Annotated in this window: 8 protein-coding genes; 1 reads left to right on the plus strand and 7 read right to left on the minus strand. The window is 55.6% G+C overall.

What is annotated here, in order from left to right; genetic code table 11:
• Positions 1-26 precede the first annotated feature (26 nt).
• Positions 27-1,349: a polysaccharide biosynthesis/export family protein gene (locus Pan181_RS20090; protein ID WP_145249469.1), complete on the plus strand. Its 1,323-nt coding sequence runs from the start codon at positions 27-29 to the stop codon at positions 1,347-1,349.
• A 489-nt stretch (positions 1,350-1,838) separates the two neighbouring features.
• Here the strand turns inward: Pan181_RS20090 and Pan181_RS20095 are convergent, their stop codons facing one another.
• The 7 genes from Pan181_RS20095 to Pan181_RS20125 form a co-directional block, all read right to left on the minus strand.
• Positions 1,839-2,642: a cupredoxin domain-containing protein gene (locus Pan181_RS20095; RefSeq protein WP_145249471.1), complete on the minus strand. Its 804-nt coding sequence runs from the start codon at positions 2,640-2,642 to the stop codon at positions 1,839-1,841.
• 204 nt (positions 2,643-2,846) lie between these two features.
• Complete coding sequence (locus tag Pan181_RS20100) at positions 2,847-8,132, minus strand: beta strand repeat-containing protein (protein WP_197528548.1); 5,286 nt, start codon at positions 8,130-8,132, stop codon at positions 2,847-2,849.
• Positions 8,133-8,750: 618 nt separating this feature from the next.
• Positions 8,751-10,049, minus strand: a complete 1,299-nt coding sequence (locus tag Pan181_RS20105) for a transporter associated domain-containing protein (RefSeq protein ID WP_145249475.1) — start codon at positions 10,047-10,049, stop codon at positions 8,751-8,753.
• Complete coding sequence (gene ybeY, locus Pan181_RS20110; protein WP_145249477.1) at positions 10,046-10,552, minus strand: rRNA maturation RNase YbeY; 507 nt, start codon at positions 10,550-10,552, stop codon at positions 10,046-10,048. Before ybeY ends, Pan181_RS20105 begins: the two co-directional genes overlap by 4 nt.
• Positions 10,553-10,634: 82 nt before the next feature.
• Entirely contained in the window at positions 10,635-12,923 is a 2,289-nt protein-coding gene (locus Pan181_RS20115; protein WP_145249479.1) for an HD family phosphohydrolase, read from the minus strand.
• Between the two features lie 126 nt (positions 12,924-13,049).
• Complete coding sequence (locus Pan181_RS20120) at positions 13,050-13,988, minus strand: PhoH family protein (protein ID WP_145249481.1); 939 nt, start codon at positions 13,986-13,988, stop codon at positions 13,050-13,052.
• 271 nt (positions 13,989-14,259) lie between these two features.
• Positions 14,260-14,559 (minus strand): hypothetical protein, encoded by a 300-nt coding sequence (locus Pan181_RS20125; protein WP_145249483.1) that lies wholly within the window; start codon positions 14,557-14,559, stop codon positions 14,260-14,262.
• Positions 14,560-14,737: the final 178 nt, after the last annotated feature.

Genomic DNA, 14,737 nt, shown 5'->3' on the forward strand with positions numbered 1-14,737 from the left:
AGCTTCATTTCACTGCCTGTGCATTCATGAAATTAACGTCCTTCAAAACTTGGTATGTGTTGGTCGCCTTGCTCTTGGTGCCGACGTTTGCCTACATGCAAGCAGAGTCTGGTGATCCGCGAGAGCCATCGGATCGCAACCAGATGCTGCGTCAGGATGAAATAGTACAAGTCTCCAACTCTGCAGTCACGGAACCAAGCACTGCCAGTAACGCGCCGATCACCCTCTGTCAGGCATTGGGTCCGGCTGCTCCGCACAACATCTGGTCGGTCGATAGTGCCGCGGGTCGAGGTTGTGGAGAGGTTGGCTGGGACTCGCGTGGATACTGCAACTGGCAATCGTACGCTCAGGGCGAGTACGTTGGCCACGCGAGATTGCCCCACGTTACCGAATACCGATTGCGAGTCGGCGATCAGATCGCCGTGTACTACCTGCGGACGCGAGAAGTACTTTCGCAGCCTTACGAATTGCAGGTGGGCGATACCATTTCGGTGGAGTCTCTCACTGCAGGCAGTGCATCAGGTGCTTCGGCCACAGGAGAAGGAGCTTCGGGGGCCAACAGCGACCTGAATCGTCAGGTAATCGTGCAACCGGACGGCACGATTACGCTCCCATTGCTAGGGCAGATTCGCGCGGCGGGGCATTCGATTCCGACACTCCGCGATGAACTCGAAGAACTCTACAAGGAGTTTTATCGTTTGCCAGCGATTACCGTTACCGCGGTGAATATCGACACTCGCTTGGAAGACCTTCTCGATACGGTCGACGCTCGTGGTGGAAACATTGGCGGACGTCAACTGCAGGTCACCGTGACCCCTGCGGGGCGGATCAACTTGCCTGGCATCGGCAGCGTGTACGTGCAGGGGCTGACGCTCGACGAAACTCGCATGGAACTCGATGCTCGCTACGAGGCGACCATCCCAGGCGTTCGCGTGACTCCCGACTTGCTTCAGCGTGCCCAACGGTTTGTCTACGTGCTCGGCGAAGTGCAAACTCCCGGTCAGTTTGAACTCGATGGCCCCACGACGGTGATACAAGCGATCGCCCAAGCGGGAGGATGGCAAGTGGGGGCAAACCTACGCCAAGTGGTGGTGTTTCGCCGCGGAGAGGATTGGCGACTCATGGCGACCATGGTCGACCTGCGAGGAGCACTATACGCCCGCCGCCCAGTGCCAGCGGATGAAATCTGGCTGAACGATTCGGATATCGTGCTGATCCCCAAAACACCGATTCAAATGGCCGACGAGGTAATCGAACAGGTATTCACGCGAGGCGTCTACGCAGCGGTCCCTGTTGAAGTGATGTGGGGACAGGGTTTCTCGAGTGTGAGCAGCATCATTGCGAGATGATGGTTCCGCTTGCCATTCGCGAATTCAATTCCTACGAGTAATGAATTGCTTCATATTGGTAGACTTTCTTGTAGCAAGTCTTTGGCAAGATTGATACGATTGATTTGAGTCGATTGATCACTTTCCACTCTACTCATCATGCAGTCTTCACAGTCAAAGCCAGCTGCACCTAAGCACGATGGCAATGAATTGGCAAGCCCTATCCTGGCGGGACCGCTTCAGCCTGGCCTACTGAGGGCGTGCCTCGACTGCGGCCGGTGGTTTGCTTTGGAATTGCAGAGCCAGTCATTCGATCCACAGCTAGGAACGCTTTCGACTTATTGCTGCAAGCACTGCAATTCGACGTTCGACTTTGCAGAGCATCTGCCCGACGGGGCGATCTAGTTCTCGATTGCCATCGAAGCCTGCGCAGCAAAAAAGCGGGAGCAACTCACAATGGGTCACTCCCGCTTTCAAGTATCATAAGACTAAAGCAGCTTTTTCTTAACTCTAGCCCCAGCGAGAACGAAGGTAAGTGGCGGTGCCGAACATGCCGAACAGACTACAGAGGGCCAAGGTCGATGGTTCGGGAACACCAACGGGATTGCTGAGATCGCTACCCGCTGCGTAGTAGATATTGTCGATCATCAGGGTGCTTCCCTCACCACCAGCGGCCATGAAGCCCATAGCGTTCAAGGCTTGGCCGGCCGGCAGCAAATCGGTGTTTCGCCAATAGGCATCGTTGCTGACAAGGGTCGGAGCATCGCTACCTGCTGAGTAATATAGATCGTACGAAGGGCTAGTGGCATCATTGTTCACAACGACCCAGACATTATACCATTCATCCGGATTCATCGGAGCCCACCACTCCGCATCGGGACCATCGGCATTAATAAATGGTGTGTCTGCAGCATTGTTAACAAAGGGCATCACATTGAAATCCTGCCAAGCGTTGGTGATATCGATATTGTCGACGCTTGGAGAGAGGCCCATCATAAAGTCGAATCCACCACCAGTGCTAGTGGCTTGCACCTGCCAGAAGTAGGTCTTGGTTTCACCAACGGCAATAGCCGCATCGGTGCCAGTGAGATCACGATCGGCACCACGCCACGCAGCGCCGCCCTTGGTTACAAGGGATTGGCCTTTGTCTGTGGCTAAGACGTTTGAATTAGAGGTAATTCCACCGACTCCGTCATCGAACTCAGACATCCAAACTCCACCGGTAGCGAGCGAAGTTCTTGTATCAGCCGAGTTGTCATAGCTGTCAAAATCATCGAGCAGTAAAAAAGCCGCCGAGGCGGTTTGGCTGATCATGCAGCCAGCTGTCAGTAGGGCGAATGCCCAGCGAACACATTTCATTAGAACGGTACCTCCCAGGAGAATGACAATAGCACAGAGAAGAACAAAGGATGGTTGAATTGTCGCGACTGCGTCAAACCGTGGGATGCTGCCCTTTCCCACGGCGACGCAGCGCAACGCTCTGCCGAACCCGTGTTCGGCAGAGTTTGTTTTACTACACTAAGCAGTCGTTCGCTTGCGAACGACCAGCAGGCCACAGCCGGCCAAAGCCAGCAGAGCCATGGTGCTTGGTTCTGGCACATTGGCCTGACCATTCACACCGCTGAACGCAGCGGAAGTCGCACCGAAGTTTGCCTTCCAAGTCGCGTAGTCAGCGGCATCGACAATGCCCGAACCATCTTCAGTGCTGCCAGTGGCAAGCACCGAATCATCGGCACCAAGATTGTCGCGCCACACGGTGTAGTCGCCGAGGTTCACGATGCCATCGCCGTTGAAATCGCCGAGCAAGCCAGCGGCAATCACCGACAGCACACCATCCGTGAGATCCCAAGTGAGGGAACTATCCAATCCTTCGGGAAGCATCAGCGTGAAGTCATCGAACGAACCGCTGAGCGTGTCGTAGCTGAACAATGACCAACTACTTCCAACGCCCAAGTCATCAATCGAAAGACCAGAGTCGAGATTGACATCCAATACCGCACCACTGGCAATCGCAAGTTCCCCAAGAATATCAATCGAATCATTTGAACCTGACGTGGCAATGTCAAACTCGATGATAGCACCAGAGGCAAGGCTAAGATCGCCTTCGATTGTCAGCACTTCACCTTCGTAGCTTGTACCAGATTGACTCCAGTCGGCCACGAGTGGGTTGTCGGTACGAATACCTTCTGCATACCAAATGTTGTCAACCAACATATTGCTTCCTTCGCCGCCGGCTGCCATGAAACCAATGGCATTCAACGCTTGCCCCACGGGTAGCGGGGTGGTGTTTCGCCAAACAGCATCGTTAATGGCTACATTACCCGCAGCATTTCCAGTGGATGTCCAAACCTCGTAATAAGGATTGGTGGCGTCATTATGGACGACATACCAAACGTTGTACCAAGTTCCCAGAGTGGCATCCGTGATGAGATTCTCATCACCATCGGGACCAGTGGCTTTAAGATCAGCGGTGCCATCTGCTGCACCGGCAAAGAACGGCATGACATTGAAATCCTGCCAAGCATTGTTCTGGTCAACACTGGAGACTTCGGGAGCTAGGCCCATCATAACATCAAAAGAACCACCAGTAGTTGTTGGGTTAAACTGGAAGAAATAGGTGGATGTCTCACCTACCGCAGTGCCAGCACTCCAATTGGAGTTGAGGTCTGCTACAGCTCCTCGCCAGGCCGCACCACCCTTGGTTTCGAGTGACTGCCCCTTGGTCGAATCGACCACGTTAGAGTTGGCTGTGCCATCGAACACGCTGGCCCAAACACCACCGGTAACAGTTGCAGTAGCGGTGGATGAGGAGTTGTCGTAGCTGTCGAAGTTTTCGAGCAATCGACCACTCACCGTTACCTCTTTGGGCATAGTGGCCGCACCGATGCGTAGACGCCCCGTGTTGTTCACAGTGATACTATCCTGGAAGGTAGCAGTCCCCCCCAGGGTGCCACCGCTCTGCACGTTTACGACACCACCCACGGTATTGCTGAAGCTGGCTACGGTGCTAGCCCCAGAAACCGTCAGCGTACCAGCACTGATGTTGTCGCCACCAAACTCATAGGTACCACCACTCACGGTCATCGTACCAGGCGAAACGGTTCCAGATACGTTGACGCTACCTTGACCAGTCGTACCGAAGGTCACGTTATCGAAGTCGTAGAACTTGTTATCGCTGCTGGTCCAGTTGTTGGTTCCAGTCAAGCCTTTGTCCCAGTTACGAATGCCCGAGGCAGCGTTCCAGGTGGACGAAACTGAGTTGCCAGTAACGTTCAGGTTGATCGCGGTGCTGGTTGAGCTTACCGAGAAGTCCCGACGGGTAGTTACGGCGTTGCCTTTGCGATCGGTCACATTGAGAGCCAGACCCGATACGTTGGGCGTAGCACTCGAATTGAAGCTGGCCAGTGTGTAGGTGCTGCTACCAGCAGCGGCACGATTCTGGTCGAAGGCGACGTTCAAGTTGAACGCCATGTTACCCGAGGTGGTCAGCGTGCCATTGATCTGCAGCAGATCGTTAGCAGTACCACCAGCGGTTGTCGTGCTACCAAGTTGGTAGTTCAAAGCACCGCCACCGCCGACGTTGGTGATCGATGCACGGCCATCGACAGTGAGTGTACCGATGCCATCGCCGATCGTCACAATGTTGTCGTCATAGATACCCAAGGCACCTGTGCCAACATCAACCGTACCGGAACCGGCTAGTTCCTGTCCGATACCGAGGTTGTAGTTGGCACTGTCGTTTTGCCAGGCGGTTACATCAAGAGTTGCACCCGACTTGACTTGCACCAACTGACTCTGCAGTTCGCCTACGCCGGAGCCATTGGATTCGACTTTGAGCGTTCCACCTTCCACGATGGTGGCGACACCCCAGTAATCATCTTCGCTATCGGTTGCCGTAGCCACAGTCATGGTACCAGCACCACGCTTGATGACGGTCACATTCGAGCCAACGCTGGTGGCAGAGAAGTTGCCATCGGCATCCACGGCACCGTCGGTGATCTTCGATACGATGAAGTTGCCGTCACCACTAAACACCAGAAAACGATCGTTGGGAGCGGCACCATCAAAGGCCGAGACTGTTCCACTCAGAGTTAAATTACCACCAGCAGCTGAGGAGAACTCGTAATGGCTGCCTTCGTCGTCGGTACCAGCGTGAATGTTGCCCGCAATCGAGCTATTGCCGGAACTGGCGATCTTGGCTTGTTCGCCATCGAAGTTCTCAGAAAGCAGAATGTACTCGTTACCAACAGCGATGCCATCGAGAGCCAGTTGGCTCTCTTCAGCCAGAGTAGTACCAGTAGCAGCGGTTCCGTCGGAAGCACCAAGCGTCCCAGCACCAGTCAGGGTAATAACCGAAGTATTGTTTGCCAGAGTAACCCCGTTGTAGGTGTTCGCGGCCGACATCGTAAGCGAAGCGGCTTGGTCGTTGGCTCCCACGTACAGGCGAGGAGCTGCTGAACCCGAAATCACACCACTAGCAGTAACGTCGGCACCATTGATGTCGAACGTACCATCCGTGGCAATGGCACCACTGATCGCAACGGTTGCTCCATCGGAGATGCGGAAGTCGCTGCCGGAGGAAATCGAGATATTGCCATCGATGGAACCGGTGTCATAACCAGTTGCCCCATTATCGGAGAAGAATCCATTATTCGGCCCCCAGATTCGAAGCAACCCCGTATTCTGCACGGTGATGTCGTTGCCAGCGGCAATCGCATCAGCGTGAGTCACCGCGAGGTTCGCATCGTCGACAACAATTCCGCCAGTGAAGCTGTTAGCCGCATCCAGAACTAATTCGCCAGGGCCGGTCACGTTCAGACCGCTGGTACCAGCTACCCCCAACTGCAACCAATGACGACCGGTTATATTAACCTCGGCGTCTCCAGTAAGTTGGAATGTCTCATTGGAGTTGGCTACCAAATGATAGTCGCCATTACCGGCAGGATTGTCGAACACGATGGAGTTTACCTGGAAGGCGGCTCCTCCGTTATCGACAGTTACGGTACGGTTCGCGGAAATGATATCACTGAATAGCACGTTGGTGCTCGCACCCGAGGTGGGAGCTACACCGCTATTCCAATTGCTACCAACACTCGAAACGCCATCGGCGTCGACGGCCCAGACATCGCCCTTCGAGAGAAGCCCCGATGCTTCGTTGAATGCCCAGACACCGTTAGTCCAGATTCCAGACGCTTCGGTGAAAGCCCCATCAGCAGTGCTCGACACGGCGAAGTTGGCACCGAACGTCTCGTTCAGCGTTGCCGTGTTAACCAGCGACCAGGCACCGACCAGATCGGTGACAGCCGAACTATCCACCGAAACGGCCCCATTCAGTTCCACCGTACCAGCACCGACGATCGAACCACTCGTGTTGTTGTCGGCCAGATTGAAGGTGGTAGTGCTGGCGTTGCTAAAGCGAAGCGTCGCATTGTCGGCACTCAGAACACCGTTAGCAGTCACAGCACCATCAAGGGTCAGATCGACGCCGTCAAAGACGCCAAGAATACTGCCGCTGGCGACCGAAACCGAGTCGCTGATGGTATCAGTACCAAAACCGGCCGAACCTTGGCCGGTGAAGAAAGTATTGCTCGATCCGTAGAATCGCAAGTCGCCATTGTTCGATAGATCAATGGCATTGCCAGCAGCAATCGCTCCATCGTTGACTACCGCGACATTCGTTTGGCGAATGTTCAGGCCGCCCGAGAACGAGTTGGTTGCATCGAGCACTAGTTCGCCGTTACCAGCGGTAGTCATGCCCGAGGTGCCAGCCACTTCGGCACGCAACCAGTGACGTCCCGTGGTATTCACGGTAGCATCGCCGATGAGCGTGAGGGTTTCGCCGCCACCGTTGTCGACGATGAAGTAGTCGCCATCACCGGTGTTGTTGAAGGTAAGCGTATTGATCGAAACGCTCGAGTCGAGTGTCACGGTGCGATTCGCGGAAATCACCAATCCAAAGTCGACGTCTTCGCCGATACCAGGAGCCGATCCGCTTTGCCAGTTGGTGCCAACGCTATACAAACCGTCGGCGTCGACTCCCCATTGATTCATGGGAATCTCAAACAAGAACTGGCTGGGATTCAACGCGACGTCGCTAACGCGGACATCGTCCAAGTAACCATTTAGCATGTCGACTGGATTACCATCCCATTGCCCTCGGCCAACAGTCCAGATGGTGTCGGGCGTAGGATCGTACAGGCCGGTGTATCCAGTAGTTGTCCCCACTGAGTTGCCATCTACAAATAGTTCCAGAGTACCCGCCGTAGCATTACCTACCGCAGCCACGTGGTACCATGTGTCCGTCGTGGGCGTAAACGAAGTACCTTCGACGGCCAAGTCAGTCCCAGCGGCATCGGCCAATGCCACGCGGAAGTAGTCGTTGTCGTGAAGCGACAAGTAAAACAGAGCACCTCCTCCCGAAACCAAATCGGCATCATCGCGACCAACCATGGTTTGATAGCCATCAAGATTCGAGAAGTTTACGAATGTTTCAATCGTGAAATCGGTAAAAGCGTTGGTTGCCCAAGAGGCACTGCCAACCGTGTCGGGCCCTAAGTAAAGGTCGTCGCCGCCGTCGTATTGCATCGACAACGTCGAGCCGGTCGTGGTGCGATTGGGCACCGTCGTGGCCGAGTAGTTAGGAGACTGGGCCGAACCGTACGAAATCAAGCCATTCGTACCATCGCCACTGTCGGTAACAGTCAGACTGTCGGCTGGACTGTTTGCGACGGTGTTAATTTCCAGACCATCGGAACCTTCCTCGAAGTCGTAGTAAGCGACCGTTACCGCTTGGGCAGCAGGCATCGCCAAACAAAGAGACAAAGCCACGGCCCCAAGCCCAGCAGCTTTTGCAACAGGGCGGAGTACTCTCACGCCCGAGGCGAACTTTCGCGCCTCTATGGATCCTCTTACCGCTTTCATAATTCCACTCGCCTTAGTGTCGAATGCCATCGAAAGAACTCCACCTGCAGAAAACGTTCATCTGCTACTGAACGTGCATAAATGAAAAGTTGTAGGCGCCCACGACCGTGCACCAGGCACCCGCCATGAGCATCTGCCAACCTATGTTAGCTAACCTTAGGGATAAGTTTTGGCCCGCCAACTGCCAAATCAGTTGCCTTGAGGACCATGAAAAGAATCCGCCGTGTACCTCTGTGTAAAATCTAAACTAATCAACGATTTCTCTGCTGTCAACAAGCTTGCAACGAAACGTCGTAGTTAGCCGTGCTGGTCTTTAGGCGGATTCGACCAGAATGGCAGAGAAATTTCTTGCGCCAGCAATAGCACCGGGTTTTTTAGGATTTTTGACGACTCAAACATCGCCAAGAAACCCTTCACCGTTTAACCATCACTGCAAGATTAGGCACCCGCCCCGCGCTGAAAGGCACAACCTATTTGGGGGGCAGGATAAAGAAAAACCCGCTAGGCGCTTTCCCGGCTGCTAGAAGGAAGTCGCTCGAGTCGCACCCGGTCGATGCGACGCCGGGTGGCTTCGAGCACGGTGATCTTGAGCACCTCGTCCCACAGCAGCGATTCTCCGACCGACGGAACGCGGCCGAACTCCGTGAATACGAAGCCACCGATGGTGTCGAAATCGCCATCTTCTGGCAATTCGATGCTCATCGCACTGTTGATCTCGTCCACATGGGCGCGGCCGGCTGCTTCGAAGATATCCTCGGCCTTCTGTTCGATGACTTCTTCAACATCCTCGTCGTATTCGTCGACGATCTCGCCAACGATTTCCTCCAGCACGTCTTCGATGGTCACCAGGCCAGCAACGCCGCCATACTCGTCGAGCACGATGGCAATATGAGTTCGCTCTTGCTGAAACATCTTGAGCAGGTCGTCGACCGCTTTGGTTTCGGGCACGAACAATGGTTTGCGAACGATGTCTTGAACCGGGCGAGGCTGTTCGTCGCCGGGGCGGGTGAGCTCGGGCAACAAATCCTTGCTGTAGAGCACGCCGATGATATCGTCGCGATTGGTGTCGTACACCGGAATGCGGGTATGGCCCGACGAAATAACGTCGGCCAGTAGCGCGTCCCAAGGCAAGTCGAGCTGCACCATGTGCATGTCGGTGCGGGGAGTCATGATCTCGGCCACATCGGCATCGGCCAACTCGATCACACCTTCGATCATTTCGCGGGCTTCGCCTTCGAGCAGTCCCTCGCGGTGTCCCTCACTGACGATCGTACGAATCTCTTCTTCCAGCGACTCTTCGTCCAACTGCGGTGCAGTGCGACCGAACACCCGATGCAAAATGGTATCTAGCAAGCGGGCGAAGCCAACAACAGGACTTGCGACAAGGGCCAGGAAGTTAAAAAGCGGCCAGCAATAGTAGAGTAGGTGAGCTGAGAATAGTCGCGACGTGGTCCAAGGCACCGCCACGCGAATACCGGTTAGAATTAGCCCCAGCACCAAGGCTTCGCCAACGACCGAAGGCCATGTGCGCGGCAACGAGATATGTGGTTCAGTCCAGGCAAACGCCGCGCAGCTTACGATAAACGTCGTGGTCGCCAGCACCACGAGCATGTCGAGGCCCAGTGCTACTCGATCGTGCGAGCGGAGCACTTCGCTGAACAGATCGACGTCGTTGCGAGCTTCGCACAGTTCGCGCAGATCATGCCGCGAAAAACCTCGCAGCACGCGGGTACCAATCGAAAAGAAGCAAACCAGGGCGCCACTTACGATGGCTACCCACAACAGCGGATCGAGGGTCACCGCGCAGGTTCTCCGTTAGGGACCAATGGATCATCCGTAGAATCGTGATCGACATAGACCAATCGATCGATTCGTTCGCGGGGCACCCCAAGCTCAGCGAGCCAATAGGCCTCGGCTTGGCGCATCTTCTTGGCATCGACTTCCGACTTATCGCCTAAGCCGACAAGATGCAGTACGCCGTGTACGACGTACAGCAGTAGTTCTTCGGCTGGCAGATTGCCATACTCTTCGGCATTCGAGACCGCGGTTCCGGTGCTCACAATCACTTCGCCCGCCAGCGGTTCGCCGGGACCGGAAAGTGGAAAGCTGAGCACATCGGTCGGATAGTCGTGTTCCAGATGCTCGCGATTGAGCGCGTGCATCTCTTCGTCGTCGACTACGGTAAGACTGATGCTGGCTGCTTCGCGGCCGTCGCCGACAATGATCTGGCGACAAGCTTCAACCAACTGGTCGGCATCGATCGGCAAACGTTCCTGGCGATTCGTGATCGCGATATCGATCATCGTATTCCGATTCAAAGGGGTAAGTCGCGAACCGCCTCGCGATCGGGCTAATACTCTTCCAACAACTGGCCAGAATGGGGAGCTACCCGATCTTGGCCTTCTTCTCTGGTTTTTCCTGTTCGGGATATTTCACACGGCCATGATATACGGCCGTCAGCGATTTTACCAAGCTGTCGCCTATTTTACGCACTTCTTCCAAAGTTAGTCCACATTCGTCGAACTGCCCATCGAGCAGGCGCTTGCGGGTGAGCTCATCCACTAGGTTTTCGATGCGTGACGGGGTGGGTTCCACTAGCACGCGACTAGCACTTTCCACGGCGTCGGAGAGCATCAACACCGCAGCTTCCTTGGTCTGTGGCTTCGGCCCAGGATACCGGAACGAACTCTCGTCGACCTCGGCTTCGTCGGGGTTGTTCTCTCGGCGGTCCGTTGCTTGACGGTAGAAGTACTCTACGAGCGTCGTACCGTGATGCTGCTGGATGAAGTCGATGATCGGCTCAGGCAGCTTGTTCTGACGGGCAAGGTCGGCACCGTCTTTCACGTGAGCAATGATCACCAGGGTGCTCATTGCTGGTACCAGCGAGTCGTGTCGGTTATCGCCGGTCATCTGGTTTTCGACAAAATAGCCAGGTTTTAGCATCTTGCCGATGTCGTGGAAGTACGCCCCCACGCGAACCAGCAACCCGCGTGCACCAATCGACTCGGCCGCCGCTTCGGCTAGCGAAGCAACATTGATCGAGTGGTTGTAGGTACCAGGAGCGCGACGCACCAACTCTTGCAGCAATGGATGGGCGGGGTCGCCGAGTTCGAGCAAACTCAAGTCGGTTTGCACGCTAAAGAGCTTTTCCACTTGCGGCAGGATACAGGTCATCAGCGAACCAGCGATCACCGCCCACAATGCCAGCCAGAGCGATTCGTGCAGCGAATGCATGAACTCATCGCCTCGTAAGGTGCCGACCCCAACGTTGGTTAGCAAAGCCACCCCAGCAGCAACAAACCCCACCCCTAGCAGCTTGCTGCGGGTTCGCACGGTGTCGAGCACAATAATCGCCCCCGTGGTGGTAGCCGTGAGCACCACCGCTTCGTGCAGCGTTGTACCGGTGCTGATCACACCGATCAAAGCCACCGCGGCTGATAGCAACAATGCAAGCGGTTGGGAATAAGCAATCGCAATCGTCATGCCAAACAGCAGCAGCGGAATCACTTCAGCTTGGCAGTTGTAGCGGAACGTTACCACCATCATCAATACGGCAAGTACCACGGCCGTAAGCACCCCGAGAAACCGGCTGGTTTCGTTCAGAATGTGAGGCTCCATCTTGTACATATAGAAGCCGCACAGCGTGTACAACGCGATATACAAACCAAACATCGCTCCGGTACGAGTCACCTTGGCTTGCCAACCAAGTTCTTCCAAGTACCGCGCATGATCGGCCTCGAGCAACCAATACTGCGGAGGTAGCACCGGTTGGCCAGCCTTGGCAATCAGATCGCCTTCGGCGATTTCGGTTTTCACCGGATTTTCGTCGACCTTCTCGGCCGCTTTTTCGCGTTCGATACGGGTTAGCTCTTCGTTGAGCGTGAGCGTGCCGGGCAGCTCGTCAAACAACCGCGCGAACAGATGGGCGGCCATTTCGAGCGAAGGCATCTCTTGCTCGAGCTTGCGGCGTACCTGATCGCGCACTGTCGAGAGCTGCACCTCGTTGATTTGCTTCTGGAATGGGAACTTCTTGCCATCGGGTGGTTGGATCAAGATGCTCGTGCTGGTCGCCAGATTCTCTTTTGGCAAGGCTTCCAAAATGCCCGACTGTTCGAGCGGAGTGAAGATCGAATCGAGCGTTGCCTTTATCTTTTTCTCGCTCGCTTCGTCGAGAAGCACTTTTTTAAACGCATCGAACTGCGCCTGCTGCTCTTCCTTGGTGGGAGCAGGGGTATTCTCCGCCAGCTCAGGCTGGTAGCTGTTCCATATCGTGGGGTCCGCTTCGTCCAAGGTCTTTGCAGCGGCTAACTGGGTAAGCTCGTTCAAAACGCGAGCTTTGAGTTCCACGATGGCTTGCGGATGCTGATCGTACACCGCGGTAGCAGTGTCCATTGCCAGTTGACGACGCTTGGCAGTTTCGTCCCTGTCGATCACCGAAAAATTGGTGCGGGCCACCACGTTACGCAATGGCACGTCGCCGATCTGGATGTCGAGCGGCGGGTTCCAGCCCTGCGTAGCCGCCCACAGAATGACTGCGGCCACGAAACAGACAATCATCCGCAACACCACCGGCCCACGACGCACATGCATCGCAAACGCCGCCCACGGACCCGGTGGTAATTCCACCGCGGCGACTCGCTCGCTTCGCGTTTTCTTAGGGGATCCGGAAGACAACTGATTGGGTGCGGGGTTAATGGAGACTTACGAAACTGGAAACGAAACAAGGCCATGCTGGCGAGCGATCGTCACAACTGGTCGTCGATCACTGTTGCTCGTTGCATGGCCTTACGGGCCTGAGGGTTATCCTGTTCCCTCTTCATAGGCGCGAACAATGGCTTGGACCAGACGATGACGCACGATGTCGTCTTTGCCGAGGGTCACCTGGGCGCAGCCATCGATTCGTTTGAGTCGGTGCATCGCATCGGTCAGCCCACTACGCGTGTGGGAGGGAAGGTCGACCTGCGACGTATCGCCGGAGACCACCACTTTGCTGTTGGCTCCCATACGAGTAAGGAACATCTTCATCTGCGACACGGTGGTGTTTTGTGCCTCGTCCATGATGATGAACGCGTTGTTCAGCGTGCGACCTCGCATGTAGGCCAGCGGAACTACTTCGATCACGTCGTCGGCCATATACCGCTTTACTTGATCGTAGTCCATCATCTCGCCCAGTGCGTCGAGCAGCGGGCGAAGATAAGGGTTGATTTTCGAGAGCAAGTCGCCAGGCAGGTAGCCGAGGCTTTCCCCTGCCTCGACGGCTGGCCGCACGAGCACGATCTTACGAATCTGCTGCGCCTTGAGTGCCTCGATCGCGGTGGCCACCGCCAGGTAGGTTTTGCCCGTACCTGCGGGGCCGATGCAGAACACCAAATCGTGATTGCGAATCGCCTCGATGTAGCCTTCCTGGCCAGGCGTGCGGGCGCGGATCTTACGGCCAGGCTTCTTTACGTCGACCGAAGTGGGCTTAGCCTTGTACGCCTTTCCAACCACGTTGGCGATGATCTCGTCCACCTGATGGGGCATCAGGGCCCCTTCGTTGCTGATGGCTACCCGCATCTGCTCGAAAATAGCGGTTGCTTGCAGCACAGCCTGCTCCGGACCGCTGAGGTGGATTTTGCCACCCCGCGTGGAGATCTTCGCCTCGGTCGCCTCGCGAATCCGGCGGAGATGCTGATCCGACGTCCCAAAGAGGAGAATGAGCTGTTCGGGGCTACCTACCGGTATAGATGCGTCGATCATCTAAAATCGTGATAGCACACTGGCTACCACGCTGGGTGCGGAAATGGAAAACGTCGGGGCGGTCTGCCTTAGGAGCATGACCTATCCACAACTATACCTAATCCGCAGCCCTAGCAGCTACCCAGCACACAACCAGACAATGTAAGTGCAATTGCTGCTTAGGGTTATGACGATTGAATCGCCTGAAACCGGGCTGGAGAGTTAGTCGCTACCCGTTGAACCCCGCATTGGGGGGCTCCCATGTTGCCGCACCAACGGGATCGCAGGACGATTAACCTGGTTTCGGCATCGCCAAGCTGTGGAGCACCAGCACGGCCCCAACGGAAATCAGGCACCACCCCAACCATTCGGGGGGATTCACGCTTTTGGTCACCGTCGGCGATCCACCGGTGGATGCCTGCACCGAGCCCGAAACATTGGCTGCCGCCGCAACGGTCGGATTACCCGAGCGTTCGGCAAGGAACTGCGTAGCCTCGGGCGAAAGTACGTAGGTTTCGACCATCCGCACTTGGATCCCGATGAGCAAGACAAACATGCCCAGAAAGAAAAATTGATTGCGGTTGAAGTCCATGACACTATTCCTGGCTGTCGGGATGCCGGACGCGGAAACCAACGCTAGCCTGCGCCGGCCGACAATCGTTCCTGTCCTTATTTATCGAGGAACGGTCGAGGAAAACATCACAGAGACTGCCAGGGACGGGGTCCTGAGCATGCTACGATTTGTTGCGGTTATGCGGGAAAAAGCGGGC

The organism is Aeoliella mucimassa (assembly GCF_007748035.1).
Taxonomy (GTDB): domain Bacteria; phylum Planctomycetota; class Planctomycetia; order Pirellulales; family Lacipirellulaceae; genus Aeoliella; species Aeoliella mucimassa.

Bases quoted from the DNA above. Each gene is read 5' to 3' on its own strand.
- Pan181_RS20100 (WP_197528548.1), bottom strand. From the start codon at position 8,132: ATGCCTGCTGCCCAAGCGGTAACGGTCGCTTACTACGACTTCGAGGAA.
- Pan181_RS20125 (WP_145249483.1), bottom strand. From the start codon at position 14,559: ATGGACTTCAACCGCAATCAATTTTTCTTTCTGGGCATGTTTGTCTTG.
- Pan181_RS20095 (WP_145249471.1), bottom strand. From the start codon at position 2,642: ATGATCAGCCAAACCGCCTCGGCGGCTTTTTTACTGCTCGATGATTTT.
- Pan181_RS20090 (WP_145249469.1), top strand. From the start codon at position 27: ATGAAATTAACGTCCTTCAAAACTTGGTATGTGTTGGTCGCCTTGCTC.
- Pan181_RS20120 (WP_145249481.1), bottom strand. From the start codon at position 13,988: ATGATCGACGCATCTATACCGGTAGGTAGCCCCGAACAGCTCATTCTC.
- ybeY (WP_145249477.1), bottom strand. From the start codon at position 10,552: ATGATCGATATCGCGATCACGAATCGCCAGGAACGTTTGCCGATCGAT.